The following is a 22276-nucleotide window of genomic DNA, read 5'->3' on the forward strand; positions in this document are numbered from 1 at the left end:
AGCTTTTGCTGGTAAAGCCCCTTGCCGAGCATGGCTCGGCACTACAGTGCTGGTTGCTAGCGTCGGCGCGGGTCGTTCAATGCGGTCAGGAACGCGCGCAGCGAGGCCGGCTTCACCGGCTTGGTCAACACGCGGTAGCCGCGTTCGCGGGCCATGCGCTTCAACTCATCGCGGCCATCGGCGGTCAGCAATGCGCCGGGCAAAGGACGGCGCGCGGCTTCGCGCAGGGCGAGCAGGGTGTCCAGGCCATCGAGCCGATCGTGCAGGTGGTAATCCACCAGCATCACATCGGGCTGTTCGCTCAGTTTCTCCAGCGCCATGTCCACCGTACTGGCGGCGATGACCTCCACCTTCCAGCGGCCGAGCAAGGCGCGCATGCCGTCAAGGATTTCCTGGTCGTTGTCCACGCACAGCACGCGCAGGCCGGCCAGCGAGTCATCACCACCAAAAGCGGTCGGCTGACGCGGCGCCGGCAGCGGTACTGCCGGTGTTTCCACCCGCGGCAGGGTGATCGAGAACATGCTGCCGTGGCCGGGTTGGCTGCGCGCGTTCAAACCGTGATCAAGCAGGCGCGAGATGCGTTGGCAGATCGACAAGCCCAGGCCCAGACCCTGCTCGCCCCAGTCGAACGGCTGCTGGTAGCGATGGAACTCATTGAAGATCTGCTGCATGTGATGCTCGGGAATGCCCGGGCCGGTATCCCATACCTGCAGTTCAACCTCGTCGCCACGCACGCGCAGCGCCAGCACGATGCGGCCACTGCGGGTATAGCGCAGGGCGTTGGCCATGAAGTTCTGCAGCACGCGACGCAGCAGGCGTCGATCACTGCGCACCCAGGCAGTGCGTGCAAACACATGCAGGCGCAGGCCTCGCCCTGCCGCTACCGGCGTGTACTGTGCAGCGAGCTCGCGTACCAGCACGCTGGCATCGAACTCGCTGATGGTCGGGCGCAGCCCGCCCGCATCCAGTCGCGACACGTCCAACAGGCCATCCAGCAACTCTTCGGCCGCGCGCAGGGAAGCATCCACGCGCTCGGCCAGATGCCGCTGCTCGTCGGTCTCGTGCAGGCTGTCGCGCAGGGCGGATGCAAAAAGCCGCGCTGCATTCAGTGGCTGCAACACGTCATGACTGATCGCGGCGAGGAAGCGCGTCTTGGATTGCTGCGCTGTCTCGGCTGCCTGCGAACGCTCGGCTACGCGCTGCTCCAGGGTTTCGTTGGCTTCCAGCAGCGCCTGCTCGGCATTCTTGAAATCCGTGATGTCGTTGTAGCTGGTGACATAGCCGCCACCGGGCAAGGCCTGGCCACGCAGCTCGATCACCTTGCCATCGGCGCCGGTGCGCTCGAACACATGCGGTGAACCCGCACGCATATAGCCGATACGGCGATTGATCTGCACTTCGGTGTCACCCGAACCCAGCTCGCCGCGCTCGGCGTTGTAGCGGATCAGGTCGGCGACCGGGCGGCCGACGTAAAGCATGCCGTCCGGGTAACCAAACATCTGCTGGTAGCGCCGGTTCCATGCGGTCAAGCGCATTTCCGGATCGACCACACTGACGCCTGCGCTGATGTTCTCCAGCGTGGTGGAGAGAATTTCGCGGTTGAAGCGCAGCTCCTGGCCCGCCTCATCCAGCACCGCCACCACTTCACCAAGATCCATGCCCGAACCGCGCAGCAGGCTGGTCAGCAGCAGACGCGCGGACGCCGCACCGATGGATGCGGCGAGCAGGCGCTCGGTGAACTGCACCCAGACACGGTCGGCGGCAGCGGCGGGTTGGAATTCGCGTTCCAGCAACTGCGCCTGTTCGCCGAACGAGCGCCGCGCACGGTTGTCACCGATGACGCGCGTGGCCAAGGCCAGCAGATCACGTACCTTCACGTGCGCCGGCCAGTCACCGGCCACCACTGGCCGCTTGGCATAAGGATCGAGGAACGGTGCCGCGCGCAGGCGCTCGGCGACATCCGGGCGCCAGCGCATCGACACCAGCAACATGGTCACGGTGTTGATCAGCAGCGACCAGAAGGTGCCATGGGTCAGCGGGTCCCAGCCGGTCAGGCCGAACAGCTGCTGCGGTCGTAGCCAGCCGATGCCGAACGGCCCCTGCGTCAGCAGGCTGGCATCCAACCAACCACCATGACTCAGCGCCGGCACAAGCAAGGTGTAGGCCCAGACCACAAAGCCGACCAGCATGCCGGTTTCTACGCCGCGGCGGCTGGCGCCACGCCAGTACAGGCCACCGAGCAGGCCCGGTGCGAACTGCGCGACCGCGGCGAAGGCCATCAATCCGTAGGCGGCCAGCATGGTGTCGTCGTTGCTGCCGCGGTAGTAGCCATACGCGACCAGCGCCAGCAGCACGATCGCCATGCGCCGGATCCACAGCACGCGCGAGGCGACATTGGCAGCCTCGCGGTGGTCGCCACTGCGCCGCAGCAGCAGCGGCATGACGAGATCGTTGCTGATCATCGTCGCCAGCGCGATCGAGGACACGATGACCATGCCGGTGGCCGCGGAGAAGCCACCGATGTAAGCAATCAAAGCGAGCGTTGTATTGCCGGCAAGCATCGGCAAGGCCAGTACCAGGGTGTCGTCCGAAGCCAGGCCGGTGCCGAACATCGCCGTGCCGGCCGTGGCGATAGGCACGATCATCAAGGAAATCAGCACCAGATAAGCGCCAAACATCCAGCGTGCGCTGCGCACATCACCGGCATTGCCGCACTCCACCACCGCGACGTGGAACTGCCGGGGCAGGCAGATCAGGGCCAGGAAACTGAGCAGCGTCTGCGAGACGAAGCCCACCGGCGGCATGCCTTCAAACAAGGTGCGTGCCGACTGCACCACCGACTCGCCGCGGTCGGTCAGCCACACATAGGCGAAGACGCCGATGGCGACCATGGCCAGCAGCTTGATCAGCGATTCGACGGCGATGGCCAGCATCATGCCGTAATGGTGCTCGGTGGCATCGACCTGGCGGGTGCCGAACAGGATGGCGAACAAAGCCATCAGCAGCGAGACATACAGCGCCGGATCGGTCAGGAAACCCTTGCCGGCGGCATCCCCGGTCAGCACCTGCAGGCTCATCGCCACGGCCTTGTACTGCAAGGCCAGGTACGGCACCACGCCGATCAGTGCGATCAATGCGACCAGTGCCGCCAGCCGCCGCGAGCGGCCAAAGCGCGAGGAAATGAAGTCGGCGATGGAGACCACGTTCTCGCTGCGGGCGATCAGCGCCAGCCGTTCGATGATCCGCCAGCCGAACATCAGCATCAGCAGCGGACCAAGATAAATAGGCAGGTAGCCGATGCCATAACGCACCGCCGAGCCGACCGCACCGTAGAAGGTCCAGGACGAGCAATAGACCGCCAGCGCCAAGCTGTAGACTACCGGCCGCAGCCACGGGCGGTCCGGATACAGCGGGCGACGATCACCCCACCACGCCACCCCGAACAGCAGCGCGGCATAGCAGAGTGAGACCAGGAGCAGGATCCAGCTGGAGACCAAGGGTAGTTCCCGTGCGACTTAGCCGGGCCAGTGTAGCCATTCCGCCCGGTTGGGGCTTTTGCCCCTCCCTTGTGCGAAGCACAGGGGAGGGTTGGGGAGGGGTGCTTTTGGCGATGGCAATCGGATGCACTTACCGCTTGGCGCATTCGTACGTTCTGAAGCTCAGAGCGTCGAGCTGCGCTCGCCTATCCCTCCCCAGCCCTCCCCTGCGCCTGCGGCGCAAGGGAGGGGGCAGATTGCCTGCACACGGAGAATGCGTCGACTGCTGCTTGGCCCCCTCCCTTGTGCGAAGCACAGGGGAGGGTTGGGGAGGGGTGCTTTTGGCGGCGGCAATCGGATGCGCTTTCCACTAGGCGCGTTCGTACGTTCTGAAGCGCAGAGCGTCGAGCTGCGCTCGCCTACCCCTCCCCAGCCCTCCCCTGCGCCTGCGGCGCAAGGGAGGGGGCAGATCGCCTGCGCATGGAGATTACCCGGAAGGAGACTTGCCCCCAAAACGAACAACGCCCCGGCATTACCGGGGCGTTGTCGATCAACTCATCGCGCTGAACTTACTGCGCCAGCTCGAACCGCACTTCCACGCGGCGGTTCGGCAACAGGCATTCCAGCAGCGCGGCACGCGGCTTGACGCCGTCGCACTGCTGCACCTGCTGGGTATCGCCGCGGTACTCGTAGCGGATCTTGTCCGCCGGCACACCACGGCCGACGAGCAACTCACGCACGGTCTTGGCACGGCGCTCGGACAGGGCCTGGTTGTAGTCGAAGCCGTTGCCCTGCATGCGGTCGGCGTGGCCAACCAGGGTCACCCCGGCCAGTTCACGCTTCTCGCTGCCGATGGTGGCCAGGGCACGGTCCACGCTCTCCAGCGAGTAGGTACGGATGTCCTTGTAACCGTCGCGGTCGAACTCGAACAGCACGTTGGCGATCAGCGGGCCAGCCGCCACCGGAGCAACCACCGGGCCAGCCGGATCGACACCGCACAGGCGCGCTGCGGTTTCGGCTTCGTTGACCAGGTCTTCGGCGATCTGGATGTAGGGCTTGGAGTGGCGCCACTGCTGCTGGTTGAACTCGTTGCCGGCGTGCACCAGCTCCACTTCACCGCAGGCCACCTTCTGCGAGGCGCAGGCGAAGCCCGGCGTGCCGTGGATGACCTTCAGGCGCTCCCACAGATCGGCACGCAGGTACTTGGCACCGTTGACCAGGGCGGTGTCGGTGGGGATCGGCGAAACACCGTTCTCCATGTCCACGATCAGCTTCTCCGACTCGGTCAGCGCTTCCTGCGGGAAGGCGCTGCGGTCGTTGCGGGTGTACTCGTGGAACGACACGTCCAGCCAGCACTGTGCCTTGGACAGGTGGTAGTCGCGGATCGGGCGACCGCCATCATTCAATGCCTGGATGCGGCCCTGGGTCGCTTCGTAGGACTGCAGGTCGGCATGGATGGCTTCATCGCTGATGCGCTTGGCCTGCGGGTTGAGCTGGGTCTGCTGGGCCCCGGCGGTACCGGCGACAGCGAAGACGGCAACAGCCAACAAGCTGCGCAGCGGACGGTACTTGGTTTGCATAACGGTCATGGTGTCGTCCTCAGCGGGCCGGGTCGCGGTAGCGGACCGGGTCCCGACGGAAAAGGTCTTCGTCGAACTTGAAGCGCAGCCGCAGGAAGAAGCCCTGCTGCGTGTACTCGTAGCCATTGAGATCACTGTCGCCTTCGAAGCCGGTCCAGTTGTAACCGGCCGACAGCCACAGGTTCTGCCGCAGCAGGCGGCCAACTTCCATGCCGTAGGCAAACTGGTTGGCGCCGTACTGGCCACGGAAGGTGGAGCCGAGCACGCCGATGTCCCAGTTCTCGGTGATGTCGTACACGACACGACCGGAGACCAGCACCGCGTTGAAGCTGCTGTTGACGCGGCTGCCATCGCCATAGGCGAACTGGTCGCGCTGCCACTTGCCGGCAATGCGACCGGTCAGCCACCACGGCCGCGACGGATGCCAGTCGGCGTGGGTGGAGACAATGTGCGCACGCGTGCGTACATCCTGGCTGGTGCCACTCACCACGTCACCGTTGAGCAGGGTCAGACCGCTTTCGTCACGCTCGAGCTTGTACTCATAGCGCATCAAGGCGTTGACCCGGTTGCGGTCGGTGTCGCGGTAGGCCAGGCCGATCTGGAAGCGGTCCTGCAGCACGTCACCGCGCTCTTCGTAGTTGGTGGCCAGCAGGTAGTTGCGGCCCAGCAACGTCCAGTCACGGCTCAGCTTGCGTGCGACCATGAACTGCAGCAGCGTGGTCTTGAAGGCCTCGTTGCTGTCGGTGGTGCCCGGCACGTCCTCGGAGATGCGGTGCTCGGCACGGATCGCGCCGCGCCACAGCGGGTTGGCACTGTAATCCAGGGCCAGCGCCAGGCCGGTGCTGTCGCCGGTATCGCCGGCGACCACGTTGACGCGTTCGATCGAGCTGCTCAGGCGCAGGCCCTTGGCGATATCCCAGTTGTTGCGGATACCCGAGGCGGCCTGCACATCACGGCCACTGATCGCATCACGCAGGCGGTACTCGGAGAACGCCTGGGTGTCGCGGATGTAGCTGCTGTCGATACCGAACACCAGTGCATCGGCCTCGCGGTCGGTGGTGGTGATGCCGTACGCACTGGTCAGGCCGGTCTGCTTCTCGTAACGGCCATACAGGCGACTGCGTTCGAAGACCTGGTAGTCCACGCCGGCGGCAACGCGGTTGCGGTCTTCGCCGCTGACGCTTTGTTCGTATTCGGCACCACCGCTGAACTTGTCGTTGAAGCGGTAGCCGATACCGACGCGGGCGCTGTCCGATTCCAGCTTGGTGCCTACCGGCAGGTCGCTGGTCATGGATTCGCCGTTGCTGCCGCTGTTGATCACCATCAGCCCGGTGGCCGGATCCAGCGCCTGCTGGCCGTAGCCCAGTGCGCCGCCGCCCGAACCGGTGGCGAAGCCGCCGGTCAAGCCGGACAACTGGCCATAGCCGGTGCTCGACCACGGCGAGGTGATGCCGATGGTTTCGCGGATGCTGCGCAGGCCGAAGTCCAGCGTCAGGCGTTCGGTGGCAGCCACGCGCACGCCGGCACCGCCGGCATCACGCTTGCCACCATCCGGGTTGCGGTCTTCGCTGCGCAGGGCTTCAACGTACAGCTCCAGGCGCGGGCCCACGGCATAGGACATGCGGCCGCTGTACTCGCCACGGCCGCCGTACAGCGGCGAAGCCTGGTTGTTGAACTCCGGATCGGTGCGCGCGCCGAACAGGCGTGCATCGAACTTGTCACCGTCGTGGGCGAACTCGACGCGCCATGCGTCACCTTCGACCTGGCCGCTGACATCCTTCAGGCCCTGCGACGTCACCTGGTTGAGCGAGTTGGTGTTGACCTCGCTCTGGGTGCGGGCGAACTCGGCCACCAGCATGGTGTTCTGGCCGAAGCGATAGCCAGCATTGACGCTGCCCATCTTGAACTCGGCATACGGGTTCTGGTCTTCGACCGCCGATGCACCAACTTCCAGCTTGTCGGTCAGCTTGTACTGGCCATCTGCACCGACCACCCAGAACTTCTCGGTCTGCTGATCGAGTTCATAGGTGATGCGTAGCGAGACCGGATTCAGGTCGCTGTCGAACGAAGGCAGGAACTGGTTGAGCAGGATGCGCCCGGAGAACGGCTCGAAGCTGTAATCCACCAGCCGTGCCAATGCCTTCACCGAGACGATGCGCGAGGGCTGGTTGCGGTCGCGAACGATCATCTCGACGCGCTCGCTGCCTTCCAGCACCGCGTTGTTGCGCAGCGCATACGGGCCGCTGCCCTGGCTGCGGAACTCCTCGATGATCTGCCGCAGCGAATCCTCGATGGCGAACACATTGGTACGCACGCGCTCACTTTCAAAGTGCCAGCCCAGGCCGGTCGCGGTGCGGTTATAGGTGCTCAGGCTGCGCTGCGGGATCGGGCCACTGCCGCCAACGCCAGTGCTGGTTGCCAGGTTGTCGCCGGTCTGGAAATCACCGTACAGCAGGTAGCTGCGCTTGTTGTCCACGCGCACGTACAGGCGCTCGGCCGAGCGTGCATCGAAGCCACGCAGCGAGGAATCACCGTAGACCGGGTAGAACTCTTCCGGCTGGATGTCACGCAGCAGGCGGCCACGCACGTCCTTGTCCGAGTCATAGGCGGCGGTGAGCAGATACTCACCCTTGATCCGGCCCTTGACGAAGAACGCGGTGCGCGCCGAGGCGCTGGCCTTGCCGTTGTTGAACTGCTTCTCCCAGCGACGGATGTCGCGGTCGAAGGCATCGTGGTGCTGCACCGGCGAGATCAGGCTGGCGTTGGACTTGTTGCGGAAGTTCAACACGCCTTCGATCAGGCCGGTGGCGAGCAGCTCACGCATTTCCGGCAGGAAGCCGATCGTGCCTTCGGCGGTTTCGCCACCGGCCGTGATCCGCAGCACTACGTCCTGTGGGTCATGCGGGGCGACCAGGTCGAACTCGGCAACGCCGTTTTCGACTTCCAGCTGGACGCCAGGCATCACCTTGTCGGCGTCGCTGGCACCGGGGCCGAATTCATCGGTACGCGAGCCCGGCAGGCGGATGCGACCGCCACTGTTCTCGATGGTGACGAAGGACTTGCCGGCCAGCGGCTTGCCGTCGGCGCCGAGCAGATGCACGGTGATGTGCACCGGCGTCTGGCCGTCGGCGGGCACGCCGTCGCGGTCCACTTCCACCGACACCCGATCGACGCCGGCGTTGCGGCTGTAGTCGACTTCACCCGAACGCGTCGCCACCACTTCCGGCGGCGTATCGGTGGTGGTCAGCGAACGCGGATACAACGTGCTGCTGTCGCCGATCACCGGGGTGAAACGGGTGCTGCTGCCCACGTTCTGGGCCATCAGCGGTAGTGAAGCGGTGGCCAGCGCGCAGGCCAGCAGGCTCACGCGCGGCATCTTGCGCAGGGCGGCGCGGCTCATGGCTGCACCTCCTGCTGGGCCGCCGCAGACGGCGGGTTGGGTCGCGGTTGCACGATCGGTCCCTGGTTGGACGAGTCCGTTGCCTGCTGCGGCGCACGGACCGGCTTGCTGTCAAAGCGCAGCTGCGACTGCCCGGTTTCGGTTTCCGGTGCACGCACCTCACCCTGGGTACGACGCGCCTTCACCTGCTCCAGCAGCGGGTTGGAGCAGCTGCCCTCGACGAAGTCGGCACGGTGCAGCTCGCCGTTCTTCAGGTCCAGGAACAGGCTGTCGGCATCACCGAGGTTGCGGTTGCTGCTCGTGGTCAGGCGTGCACCCACCGGCAAGGTGGACGGGTCCACCTTCAAGGTGTGGCTCTGCGGCGGCAGGCCGCAGTAGCTGTACTTGCCCTCGGAATCGGAAATCATCCAGGTACCGTTGGAGAAGTACATGCGTACGCCCGGGATACCCAGCTCTTCCTCGTCCTGCACGTGGTTGTTGTTGCAGTCCACGAAGATCTTGCCCAGCACACAGGCTTCCTCGGTGAACACGCCACCGGTGACGCGCACGCGGTACTCGGCACGGTTGGACGGCACCGAGCCCGGCACCGGCGTCAGCGTGACCGGATCGATACAGCCACCGGTGATCGAGCAGCCATGTGCCTGTGCACGGTTGATGCCATCGCCCTGCTGCGCACCGACACCGACACGCACGCGGTAGGTGAGCACCAACTGCTGGCCGACGTTGATCGGGCCAAGGTTGAAGCCCAGACGCGGGCCCGGCTTGCCGATCGGATCGTCGACGGCGCGACCACCCACACGGCCGGTGCCATCGATGTAGGTGAAACCACGCGGCAGCGTGTCGACCACGTTCAACGTGGCCATCGCACTGCCGGCGGTCTGCCGCACGGTGATGGTGTACTGCACGGTGTCACCGATTTCAGCAGTCTGGCGATCACCGGTCTTGGTGATCACCAGGCCGGTGGCCTGCGCGGTATCCAGCGGGATGTGGTTGTGCACGATGCCAGCGGTAGCCGAACCTGCGAACAGGGTCAGCCAGTACTGGGTCGGCGTGCCCACTGCACCGGTCGGTGCACCCGTCTGCGGCTGTACAAGATGGCTGCTGCCGGCCGCACCTAGCGGCGACAGCGAACCCGTCTCCGCCGGGATCAGCGACGACACGAACTGGTAACCACCCGGCGGCGTGACCGTCAGCTGGAACTCACAACGTGCCGGCGCAGCCGGACCAAACATGAACTGGTAGTAGCCGTTGTTGCCAACCGTCATCGACACCGCATTGCCTTCCACGCGGTAACCACCGGCGCCGGCATTGAGGATGGCGGTCTTCGGGTCATAGCCGGTGCACACGCCAACCGGTGCGATGGTGACGATGGAACCCGGCACCGGATCGCGGGTGACGGCATCGTAGACGACACCCGACGGATCCACCGGCAGGCTCTGCTGCGGCAGATGCTGGCCGGCTTCGAGCACGACCTGCAGCTGGCTGGTGCCGTTCTCACTGACACGGCAGGCGCTGACGCCGTTGTTGTTGATGGCGCGCGGACTGTCACAGGCCACGCCCATGCCGCCGACGGTCTCCTGGTTCACCGGCCATGCCCACAACACGCCCGAGCTTGGATCGCGGAACTGGATGTTCCACTTCACGCCCGGAATCACGTCGGCAAAGCGATAGCTGCCGTCCACTGCGGTAACGGTGGACTGCGACACGGCGCCAGTGACCGAGTCCAGCAATTCCACGATCCACGACTGCAGGCGTTCGTCGCCGCCGTCCAGGAAGGTGTCCTCGCTGCCGACATCGAACCACACGGTGCCGCCAACCGAGGACGACAGCTGCACCTGGTTGGGCACGCGGCAGACGTTCTGGGTGATGGCGGTATCGCACACCGGCAGGTCGCCGACGTTGCCTTCAAAGGTGTTGCGCTCGGCCACGGTCGGGGTACGGAACTCGTTCTCGCCGCCGCCTTCGATCAGCACGGCATTGTTGACGGTACCGGCGTTGGCAGCCTCGATGCCGACGTTCACCTTGACGGTGATGTCAGACAACGAGGTGGTGCCGACGTTGACGACTTCCGAGCTGCGGCATTCAAAGCGGGCATCGCCCACCGCACCGGAGCAGGTCCAGTTGTTGCCGGCCGGCACTTCAGCCAGGGTCAGGCCCACCGGCAGGCGATCCTTGACGATGTACTCGCCGAAGGAAGGCTTCTGCCCGCCGTTGCGCACGCGGATGGTGTAGCTGCCCACGTTGTTGACGGTGAACTTCACCGTGTTGGACGACTTGCTCACCAGCATGTCCGGCGAATCGCCGATCTCGCCGAAGTTGTTGTCCACCGAGTTGTTGCCCGGCTTCAACACGATGCCGTCGATCTGCGAAGGCACGGTGTCCTTGCCGGTGACCTTGGCGCCGGACTTCACACCGTCGATGCTGCCGGCGGTGGTCAGGCCATTGAGGGTTTCGGCAGGCTGGGTCGGCTCGGTCACGATGTAGGTGCCCGGGCGCAGGTTCTGGAACACATAGTGGCCCTGCGCATCGGTGACGCCCTGCACGTTGACCGGGTTGCCCAGGTCGTCGGTGCCGGTCAGCACCACGTCGATCATGGCGTAGCCACCTTCGTCGTTCTGCTTGATGCCGTCATCGTTGCTGTCGTTGTAGACGAAGCCGGCAATGCTGCCCACCGGCACTTCACCGAAGTTGTTGTCCTTCGAGGTTTCGTTGACGCCGACCACGATCGTCGAGATCTTCGACGGCGTGGTGCCCGGCGCGGTCGCCGTACCACCGGTGCTGCCCGGCACGGTCTTGCCGTCCAGGGTGCCCGGCGGCTGGTTCGGCTCGGTCACGGTGTAGGTGCCCGGCGGCAGCTCGTCGAAGCTGTAGTTGCCGTCGGCATCGGTGGTCACGGTGAGCTTGATCGGGGTGCCATCGATCGCGGTGCCTTCCAGCTCCACGGTCACGCCGCCGATGCCCTTCTCGCCCGGGTCCACCACGCCATCATTGTTGGTGTCTTCCCACACCTTGCCGCTGATGGCGCTGCTGCGCGGGATTTCACCGAACAGGTTGTCCACCGAGGCGGTGCCCGGCACCGACAGGTCGATGTCGGCGATCTTGCTCGGCACCGTGGTGACCGGCGTCGCCGTGCCACCGGCACTGCCGGCGGTGGTGATGCCGTTGGCGGTACCCGTCGGCTGGGTCGGCTCGGTCAGGGTGTACTTGCCCGGACGCAGGCCTTCAAAGCTGAACTTGCCATCCTTGTCGGTAGTGGTGCTCAGGCTGACGGTAGCGCCGGCATCGTCGACGCCGTTCAACTCGATGACCACGCCTTCCAGACCGGTCTCACCGGCGCCAAGCATCGCACCATCGTTGTTGACGTCGAGGAACACTGCACCAGAGATCGACACCTGCAGCACTTCGCCGAAGTTGTTCTTCTCGGAGCTACCGCCCGCGCTCAGGGCGATGCCACTGATTGCGCTGGGTACGGTTGCCACCGGCGTCGCCGTACCGCCGGTGGTGCCGGCGGTGGTGATGCCGTTGATGGTCGGCGCACCGTTGTAACTCGGCTGCGCCGCCTGCTGGGTCACCGTATAGGTGCCGGCCAGCAGGTCCTGGAACACGTAGTTGCCGTTGGCGTCGGTGGTCGCAGTCAGTGCGCCCTGGCCCAGCACGTTCTGCACGCTGGCCGGCAGGCTCACTTCAACGTTGGCCAGGCCCGGCTCACCGGCGTCCTGGATGCCGTTGTTGTTGCTGTCCAGATAGACCACACCCGACAGCACTGCGGCGATCTCGCCGAAGTTGTTGCCACTGGAGCCTGTCGACGGCAGGTTGGTTATGGTGATGACGTTCGGCGTACCGGTGTTGACGGTACCGTTTTCCTTGCCATCGCCAAGATCAACCGGCTGCGTCTCGGTGACGCGGTAGTTCTTGCCGGTGACGGCTTCCGGGTACGTGTAGTGACCGTTGCTGTCGGTGACGATGGCCGGACCCGGCACCTTCACCCAGTTGCCCGGGCCGTCTTCAACTTCCACGGTGAGGCTGATGTTGGGGATGCCCGGCTCACCGGGATCCTGCGTGCCATCGTTGTTGCGGTCGATGTAGATCGTGCCGCTGATCGGTGCATTGGCCAGCTCGCCGAACAGGTAGCCGCTGGCGCTCTGGCCGGCATCCAGGCCGATGCCGCTGATGACGTTGGCTACTGCATTGCTGCCCGCCGTGGTCGCATTGCCCACGGTGTGCTTGCCGTCGATGTAGGCGGCCGGCTGGGTCTCAGTGATGGTGTAGCTGCCCTGCAACAGGTCGCCGAAGCTGTACTCGCCAGCGGCATTGGTGACGACGGTGCGCGGGGTGATCACCTTGCCGGTGCTGTCGGTGCCGGTCAGGGTCAGGGTGACCCCGGCGATGGCTTTTTCGCCAGCATCCTTGTTGCCGTTGTTGTTGTTGGCCGCAGTGCCCGAGAAATCCTCGTACACGTAGCCAGCCAGGGCGCCAAGCTTTTCACCGTAGTTGTTGCCACTGGAACCGCTCGGCGACAACGCGGTGATGGTGATCTCATTGGTCGGATGTTCCTTGCCCGCGGCATAGCCGTTGGGCTGGGTTTCCTTGACCACATAGTTCACGCCGCTGGGCAGGTCGGCAAACGCATAGTTACCCTGCGCATCGGTCACGGTGCGGTCGATCTCGGTGACGCCATCGGCTGCATACAGCACGATCTCGACGCCAACGATGCCACCGTTGGCAGCGGAGTTGTCGCTGCCCGCATCGGCGGCATCAAAGCTGCCGTTGTCGTTGCGATCCACGTACACCGTGCCAGTGATGGCTGCGACCAGGATCTCGCCGAAGTTGTTGAGCAGCGAGTTCTTGCCTGCCGGCAGCACGATGCTGGAAATCTTCGACGGTGCTTCGGTAACAGTACCTACGGCGACAGAATCGATGTTGCCAGCCGTGGTCTTGCCGTTGTGCGTGGTCACGCCGTTATACGTCGGCTGCGCCAGCTGCTCGGTGACTGCATAGGTATCGGCCAGCAGGTCCGCGAAGTGGTAACGGCCGTCGGCGTCGGTGGTAGCCACCGTCACCAGCGGCTGGCCCAGTGCATTGGTGGTAGCCGTTGCAGCCGACAATGTCACCTGCACGCCCGGCAAGCCCGGCTCGCCGGCATCCTGCACACCGTTGTTGTTGCTGTCCAGATAAACAACACCGGAGACCCCCGCCGCAACTTCACCGAAGTTGTTGTTGGGCGAGCCGGTTGCCGGAATCACACCGGTTTCGATGACGCTGTTGCTGGTGGTACCCGCCGGGCCATTTTCCTTGCCATTGGCAACGCCGATCGGCTGGGTCTCGGTCAGACGGTATTCCTTGCCGATCAGTGCATCGGCATAGCTGTAGGCACCCTGGCTGTCGGTGGTGAGCGTCGTAACCGACACCCAGTTGCCGAGGTCATCCTTGACTTCAAGGGTGACGACAACGTTCGCGATGCCCGGTTCGGTAGCGGCCTTTGCACCATCATCATTACGGTCCAGATAGACCACGCCAGCGATGGTGGTTTTCAGGTTCTCGCCGAAATTGAACTCGGTACCGTTGCCGGCCACCAGCTTGATGCCGGCGATCTCGTCCTGGTCCGTCACACCACCCGCATTGGCGGTGATGGTGCAGGTGCCCGGCGGGCACGGCACGTTGTTGATGCGTCCAAGGTTGACCGCGTCGTGCAGGTTGACCAAGCCAACCGGCGTGGTCGGCAGCGGTTCGCGCAGGCGGTAGGTCTTGCCAGCGCTCAGGCCAACGAACTCGTAGAAGCCCTGCGCATTGGTGGTAGCGGTCAGGGTGCGGTTGGTCTCTACTTCAAACAGCTCAACCTTCGCACTCGAGATAGCAACATCGGATGGGGTGCGGGTCTTGCTGTTGTCCTGGTCAACATAGACGTAGCCGGACAGCTTGCGCTCCGCAGGTTCCGGGAAATCGAACTGCACGCCATTGGCACCCGTGCCAAGCACCACGCCACTGATCACGCTGGAGCTCGCGGTGTTGGCAACGATGTAGGTGCCGCTCACACCGGTGCTGGCGCCGTTACGCACCGCACGCGACGTGTTCGGCTGTGGAACGCCATTGGTCGGATATCCCGCAGGCTGGGTCTGGGTGATCGTGTAGCCAGTGGCATCGGACGGCGCCAGATTGTCGAACACGTAGTCACCGCTGTTGGCGGTGGTGAACTCGCGGTTCACCACGTTGCCGTACAGATCGGTACCACTCAGGGTGAGCCTGACACCGCCGATGCCGTTGTCGCCCGCATCCACGTCGCCGTTATCGTTGGCGTCCTGGAACACGCGGCCGCCAATGCGGGCATTGGTCACCTGCGTGGTGGAGCTCTTTTCGTTGTTGCCCGGGACCAGATCGATCGAGGTCGGCTCGTCATTCTCGTCACGACCCGGTTCGATGTTGGCTTTGTTGGTGTGGTTGACCGGCGCATAGTCACCGGTGAACACGCCCGGCACGGTGCGCGCCCACAAGGTCAGCGTCAAGGTATTGGCCGCACCCACCGGGAAGCTTCCGCCCAGGTCGCAGGTGATCTTCTGCTGCTGGCCGAGCGCGGTGATCGCGGTCGGGCCGGCGGACAGATAGCAGACGTTGTCGGTGCCAACGGCGGGCTTGCTGGTTGCAACCGCCACCGGCTGCGAAAGCGTGGCGGCGCTACCTGCATCCACTACGAAGGTCAGCGGATGGCTGGCGTCGCGCACCCACTCAAAGCCCTGCGGCAGCGTGTCGGTGACGCGCATTTTCTCGACGCGACTGCCCGCGGCGTTGCGAACGACGATCGAGTACTGGATCGGCTGGCCGACGTTCACCGGCCCGGCTGTTACGGTGGTCTTGCTCACAACCTCCAGGTCGGCCGCCGGGAACACGACATCGTTGACCTGTTCAAGGTTGTTGCCTGCATCACCTGCATCTGCACTGCACTTGCCCTGACTCTCATAGTTGGCGGTTTCATCGCCGCATACATAGGCAAGATTGGTGAACAACACCGGCTTGCTGGAGTCACCGACGACATTGAACACCACGTCGAAGGCGACCATCTGCATCTTGTCCAGCGTGTTCAGCGCCGGGTTCGGGTTCAACTTGCAGACCAGCTCGGCGCCCTGCTGCGCGCAGCTGACGTCAGCGTTGGCCTTGTAGGCGTAGCCACTTACCGGGGCACCGGAGTTGATGTGCTCCACCGCTTCAAAACTGGCAGTGAAGCCCGCCGGAACCGTGAACTGATCGCGGATCTCGACATTCTCCGCCTGCGACGGTCCCAGGTTGAAGGTGCTCATGCGGTAACGCAGCTTGTCGCCGGTCACGAAGTTGGAACGGCCAGCCGGATAGATCTGGGTCTTCTTCTGCTGCAGATCGATGGTCGGAACCTTGACCTCGAACGTCACCTTCCCGCTGTTGTTGCTCTCCGACGCAGTGTCATTGCAGCTGGTCGACGACCCTGGCAACCACTGGCAGATGTTGCCGTTGGAGCTGACCACTGCTTCATTGGTGACCTGCGCATAGACCACGCCACCAGCGGCAACCGACAGGTTGGCCGGCTTCTTGACGCGGGCATTGATGGTGACCGTCTCGGTGGTCTGCGAGGCGATGGTGCCGACACTGTTGATGCAGGAGATCACACCCGTCGTGTAATTGCTGGCGGCACAGTTGAGCTTGCTGCCCGAAGGCACGGTCACGCTGATGATTTCGTAGGCGATATCGGTCGACGTCGCAGTGCCGGTTGGCAGCGTGTCAGTGATGACGAAGTCATTCAGCGGTGCCACGTCCGGGCCGTGATTGCGTGCGGTCAAGGTGAAGCTGATCGGTTCGCCGATCAGCACCGAGCCACTCGGGGTGACCGTCTTGCTGGTCATCCGGTAATCGGTACGCGGCAGCACTTTCACCGCAGCCGAGTCGGAGAGGTTGTTGTCGGCACGCAACGACGTCAGCACCGCATTGGGCGAGGTCAAGCTGGCGGTATTGGTCAACACGGCAACGCCTGCCGTGGAGGTAAGTTCACGCTTCACCGCCAGCACTACTTCAATCTGGGTGCCCGGCGCGACATTGGTGAACACACAGGTCTGGCCGCTGCTGCCCACTGCAAGCGCAGGGCAGTTGGTCCCGGCGAGACCGGTGACTACGGTGTTTGAAAGGACCGAAACCTGGCCTTTGAAGACGCTTGTATTGAGCACCCCCGGCACATTGTCGGTCAGGTTCAACGTCGGGATGGTTTTCTGGTTGGACTTGACCGCCGTTGTCGGCGTCGACACCACGATCTTCCAGTACACCGTCTCGGCATTGGCTTGCAGGGTCGGTGCGCTGGCAACGTCATCCACCCAATTGACGTTGTCCACCGAGGAGAACTTCTCGATGTTGACCCAGGCGGTATCGTTGATCACATCGGTGAGGTTGAGGCCTGCACCAGCATTGGCACAGTCGTTGGTTGTGTTGCGGTCCGCAGGCAGCGCGGCATTGGCCGGATTGATGCCCAGCTGGGTCAAGGCGGTGCTACCAGCACAGGCACGATTGGACAGGATCAGCTGGCCGACCACGGCGGTGGCCTTGGTTTCGAACTTCAACACCGTACTGGTGCCACGCACCAGGGTTCCGGTGCCAGTGGTTTTGCAGCTCACCTGCGTGGTGAGCGCGGCACTGACGCCTGCCGGCGGCGTGACGCCGCGCGCTACCGTGCATTCCCATCCGGGACTGACATTGGCCAAGCCATTGAGGCCATGGCTTGCGTCCATCTCTTCGGGCCGCATGTAGTCAACCGCCCACAGCGGGTTGCTTGGCGTGTACTGCGCGTCGCTGGTGCTGTCCGTGCCGTTGCTGATGGTCAACGTAGTGGTGATCGGGGCACCCGGGCTGATCGGGCCAGAACCAGGGCTCTTCGTTTTGCCCAAGCGGATATCGGTGTAAGGCTCGTTGATCTGGTACGGCGCAAGAACGCTGTTGTTGCCTTCGTTCCAGTCCTTCAAAGCAGCCGGCGGGGTAACCACGACCGGGAAGCGGCCATCGCTGCCGGTCGCGGGTGTGGTCAGCGGAATGGTGAAGTCCGCCTTGTTGCCGGACGCAACCACGCCCGCATCGCAGGTCACCAGGGTGCCCGGATACGTCACTCCATTCACGACCAGCTGTTCAGCCGGCTCCGCCGCACAACCAGCGGGCAAGTTGCCGATGATGAAACCGTCGGGGACGATGGTGCTGACCTTGCCGCCGATGGTGCTGGTCTGCGGGCCATTGTTCTGGTACGTCAGTACCAGGTTCTGCGCGGTATTTACTTCAATCGGTGAGCTCGGAAAGCTGACCTTGGCTTCGATATCGGTACCCAGCACGATGTTGTAACTGGCACTGCCCGAATTGTCGTTCGGGTCGGCATCGAAGTAATTTTCATTCTGGGTAGCGATGGTGGCGTTGTTGGTATGCGTACCCAAGCCATTGGTGCGCATCTGCACACGGATCTTGGCGGCATTGAACTGCGCTGCCGTCATCGGCCCGCTGTAGGTGCATTTGAAACTGCGGGTGCTGTTGGCGGTGGCAACCGTGTCGCAGACCGGGTTGCCGCCAGCAGGCGTCGGCGTGATCGCCGTCACCACGTTGGCCACGTCGCTGGGCAGCTGATCAGTCACCACGATCGAAGCGCCAGCCGGCAGGTCGCTGCCACCTGCGGCGATGCGCGGATCCAGCTCGAACACGGCGGTGCCGCCGGTTGCGCCCTGGCCGTTGTCCGGCGAAACCAAGGTCTTGGCGACCTGCAAGTTGCCGGTCTCACGGACGGTGGTGGTACCGGTGGCCGGCGTTGGGCTGTTGCTGGAACGCGCGGTGAGGTTGAAGCTGCCCAGCTCGTTGCCACGGATGGTGAAGCCGACCGAGCCAGAGGGAGCACTGGTCGTGTTGCCCGGCGCAACCGCGCAGGTCACCGTGCGCGTGGCTGCGACGTAGGTGCAGTCGTTGGGGCCTGGTACTGCCGGCGGCACGAAGCTCACCGATGGAGGAAGCACCACGGTGATGTTGGTGACCGCTGCATCGGTGGCGGTACGCATCCAACTGATGGTCAATGGGGTGTCGATCGACTGCCCCATATTGGTCGGCAGGTTCACGTTCTGCGGAATCACCGTCGCCAGCGCTGTCGCCGGCAACAAGCAGGTCAATGCCAAGCAGGCCGCAATGCGGGCCAGGCGTGTACGCCAGCTGCCCGCACCCGCCTTGGTGGTGGGTGCAACGGAACCATCGACGGCCATGTCTTGCTCAATTTGGTTGTTCACCGGCAAACCTCTTGCAAACGGCGCACGCACAGCCCGCCCGTCCAGCTGGCGGCCTGGAAATGCTCGTTTTTGTGAAAAGCGGTCCGCCCCAAAACGGACCGCCGAATCAGCACCTACAGGTGCTTGGAATGGCGGCGATTCTTACGGCGCATACGCGGCTATTCAGTTCCGTTCTCTGACGGAAACTCTCACTTGATTACACTGCGGAACTGCGTGATTGCGCCTCACGGCACTATCACATTGATTTCACGAGGTATTTACTTCAGCAAGCGCTCACAAATGTGAAACACGGGCATTCACTTAAATGAACTCGCGATAAACGCAAAAGTGTGACCTACACCGTCAAACGGTAGCCAGCGCCCCGAACTGCGCGAACTGGAAGGGTACAGCCGGTGGCCGACTGCACACGGTTACGCAAACGGTGGACCAGCACTTCAATCCGGTGCGGATCAAAGCTCCAGGGCTGGTCGGTGAGGGCGGCAATCAGGCGTTCGCGGGCAACCGTCTCGCCCGGAGATGAGAAAATCAAAGTGAGAAATGCGCGCTCGGCCTCGGTCAGCGCCAAAACCTGCCCATTGGGCCCGCGCAGGTCCCAGCCATCGGATTCCAGTGCCCAGCAGGGGCTATTGGCGGCCCCGCCGGCCTCCATCAGCTGCGCCGCCTCGCCGGGCAAGCGCCGGCGCAGGCTATACAGCTTGGCAGCGAGGAATTCCGGCTCCGGGCGGTGTGGCAGGCAGGCGTCGGCGCCAGCCCAGAGGCCTTCGGCGATCAGATGTGGGGTGAGCGGATCGACCAACAGGACAACTCCCAGATCATCACGACGGCGCAGGTGCTCGACCGTCTCGACCATGCCGGCGCGGACCCGGGTGGTATCGATGACCACGATGTCGCAGGGCACGATCACCAGTTCGCGATACAGCGCCTCGACGCTGTCCAGGGCCTGGATCTGCGCGCCGTACGGCAACAGCGGTTGCAACAGTTCCAGGTTGCCGACAATCCAGATACGCAGTGGCGCCAAGGCCGTGGGATTGGCTGCGCCCACAGGCGCATAGTTCAGATCCGATGCCACACACTCTCCCTGTCGGGCGTCAGTAGACAGCCCACCTATTCTCGGGATTTTAGCCTAGCGTAATGTCAGTTATCGCCGAAACGGGGTACACACCGTTTTATGAATGGAATGGGCGGCACTATCGCGCCGCCCATTCAGCCACCCTTATTCGGCAGGTACGCCCATTTCCTGCAGCAGAGCAGGTGCCGGGTACACCTTGGCCAACAGCCAACGCAGGTAACGCATGTCCACGTGCACGGCACGCTTGTAGCGCGGGTCGAACCACCAGCTGGCGCTGACCGATTCCCAGTTGGAATCGAAGTTCAGACCAATCAGTTCTCCCTTGGCATTGAGCACCGGCGAACCGGAGTTGCCACCGGTCGTGTCCAGGTTGGTCAGGAAGTTCACCGTCTGCGTCTTCAACGCAGGATCAGCGGTGCTGCCGAAATCACCCTTGGCAATTGCCGCCAGCAGCGGCTTGGGCGCGTCGAACGGCACCGTGTTGGTGTTCTTCTCGACGATGCCCGCAACCGTGGTCACCGGCGAGTAGCTGACCGCATCACGCGGATGCAGTGCCTCGACCTTGCCATAGCTGATGCGCAGGGTGCTGTTGGCATCGGGATACACCGCCCGGCCCTGGCTTGCACGCCAGGCGAACAAGGCCTGCATGTAGGACGGACGCAGGCGCAACTGCTCACCCGCGCGTTCCTTGCTGTCGCGCTCGGCGTTGAGCTGTGCCATCACCAGTGCAGAGGCCACCGACACCAGCGGATCGGCTTCGATGAAACCACCCTTGCGTGCGGCTTCGAAGCGCGACAGACGCTGCGCTTCATCGCCGAGCTTTGTCTGTGCGTACAGTTCATCCAGATGCCTGGCCAGCTCGGCCGGGGTGCGACCGAACAAGTTGTCGTAATGCGAGTCGCGCTGTGCATCGGGCAGCTGCTGGTAGCGGGTCAGCAATGCGGTGAGCAAGGCCTTCTCAACGGCCGGGTCGTAGCGACGCTGTACCTGCTTGAGCACACCTTCGATCAAGGCCTGGTCGCGCTGCTGATAGCCGGCTTCACGCTCGGCATCGGGCTTGAGCGACTCCACCCGCAGCCGCTCCAACAGCAACGCCGAACGGAGCAGCTGGGTCTGGCTGGACATCAGGGTGATCAGGAACTCGCTGCCACCAACCGCGCTGTCCGCGGCCAGCGACGCAAACAGTGCATCGATATCGGCCTTGTACCTGCCATCGGCGCTGGCCAGCATGGCCTGTTCGTCCTGTGCGCGCTGGGTCTTGGCATCGCTGCGCAGCAGGCCTTCCAGTTCACCGGCAGCGCGCTTGCGGTTGTTCTTCAGCGACTGCAGCTGCGAAGCGTAGCGCGTGCGTGCATCGGCATTGCCCTTGCCCTGCGCTTCGATCACGTCGATCAGCTGCTGGAACACTTCCACGCGACGCGGCAGCACGGTATCGATCTGGTTGGCGAACTCGGCGGCGGTGCGCAGGCGATAGGTGGTGCCCGGGTAACCGGCCAGCATCGCGTAATCGCCTTCCTTCGGGCCATCCAGCGACATTTTCAGGTGCGCCGGCGGATGGTAAGGCACGTTGTCCTTGCTGTACGGCGCCGGCTTGCCATCCTTGCCGACGTAGGCACGCAGCAGGGTGAAATCGCCGGTGTGGCGCGGCCACATGAAGTTGTCGATTTCATCGCCGTAGTTGCCGATCGCACGCGGCGGTGCATAGACCAGACGGATGTCGGTCAGCTCCAGCTGGCGGATGCGGTAGAAGTCGCTGCCGTAGTACATGTTGGCCACCGAGCAACGCACGCCGCCTTCGGCCTCGCAGTCGGCGACGATGCGCTTGCGCGCGCTTTCCACCGCGTCGTAGTAGCCGCGACCGGTCTTGCCACGCGCGTCCTTGAGCACCTCGTCGGTGACCTTGTCGAAGCCGACCGTCACCAGCACCCGGTAGTCGGGATTGGCAGCGCGCTCGTCATCGCGGCCCTGGGCGATGAAGCCGTCATCGATGAAGTTGTGCTCCTTGCTGGCGTTGTACTGGATGACGCCATAGGCCACGTGGTGATTGGTCAGCAACAGACCCTCGTCGGAGACGAACGAACCTGTACCGCCACCGACACGCACCACCGCACTCAACGGCGGCGCGGTGACATCGGCCAACTGCTTGGGGTCGCCCTTGAAGCCGGCGTCCTTGAGCGTCCTGGCCAGCTCCGGCAGCTGCGTGGGCATCCACATGCCTTCGTTGGCGTGGGCGGCAGCGGCGGTCAGGCTCATGCCCAGCGCCAGCGCGGCGGTAAGCGGTTTACGCGTCATTGGAACTCCAGCGGATTACAGAACAGCGGTGGACAGTAGCGGCCCCCGCTTGGAGCGGCAACCGCCAGCAGTCACGCCGTACCGCCAACGCCTGTTGGGGCGGTGTCAGCCGCGAAGCCGGTGCGGATTTATTTCCCGGCAGAGCGGCAGCTTCGGTGTTGGCAATGCGCCAATGGCGGCTGCGGGAGCGCGGGCTTCGCGGC

The 22276-nt window shown here is 64.0% G+C and carries 6 protein-coding genes; all 6 read right to left on the reverse strand.

What is annotated here, in order from left to right; genetic code table 11:
• Positions 1–56: 56 nt before the first annotated feature.
• Positions 57–3497, reverse strand: a complete 3441-nt coding sequence (locus AC1VWL_RS11400) for a hybrid sensor histidine kinase/response regulator (RefSeq protein WP_482986757.1) — start codon at positions 3495–3497, stop codon at positions 57–59.
• A 548-nt stretch (positions 3498–4045) separates the two neighbouring features.
• Positions 4046–5065, reverse strand: coding sequence for an OmpA family protein (locus AC1VWL_RS11405; RefSeq protein ID WP_482986758.1), 1020 nt, complete (start codon positions 5063–5065; stop codon positions 4046–4048).
• 10 nt (positions 5066–5075) lie between these two features.
• Positions 5076–8456, reverse strand: coding sequence for an Ig-like domain-containing protein (locus AC1VWL_RS11410; protein WP_482986759.1), 3381 nt, complete (start codon positions 8454–8456; stop codon positions 5076–5078).
• Positions 8453–18712: an SdrD B-like domain-containing protein gene (locus tag AC1VWL_RS11415; protein WP_482986760.1), complete on the reverse strand. Its 10260-nt coding sequence runs from the start codon at positions 18710–18712 to the stop codon at positions 8453–8455. Before AC1VWL_RS11415 ends, AC1VWL_RS11410 begins: the two co-directional genes overlap by 4 nt.
• A gap of 334 nt (positions 18713–19046) precedes the next feature.
• Positions 19047–19781 carry a winged helix-turn-helix domain-containing protein gene (locus tag AC1VWL_RS11420; protein ID WP_481534288.1) on the reverse strand — a complete coding sequence of 245 codons (735 nt, stop codon included), beginning with the start codon at positions 19779–19781 and terminating at the stop codon, positions 19047–19049.
• Between the two features lie 144 nt (positions 19782–19925).
• A complete protein-coding gene (locus tag AC1VWL_RS11425; RefSeq protein ID WP_282267510.1) occupies positions 19926–22073 on the reverse strand; it encodes a S46 family peptidase in 2148 nt (715 codons plus the stop codon).
• Positions 22074–22276: the final 203 nt, after the last annotated feature.

The sequence above is a fragment of the Stenotrophomonas sp. STEN063 genome (genome assembly GCF_056854515.1).

Bases quoted from the DNA above. Each gene is read 5' to 3' on its own strand.
- AC1VWL_RS11405 (WP_482986758.1), bottom strand. From the start codon at position 5,065: ATGACCGTTATGCAAACCAAGTACCGTCCGCTGCGCAGCTTGTTGGCT.
- AC1VWL_RS11410 (WP_482986759.1), bottom strand. From the start codon at position 8,456: ATGAGCCGCGCCGCCCTGCGCAAGATGCCGCGCGTGAGCCTGCTGGCC.
- AC1VWL_RS11425 (WP_282267510.1), bottom strand. From the start codon at position 22,073: ATGACGCGTAAACCGCTTACCGCCGCGCTGGCGCTGGGCATGAGCCTG.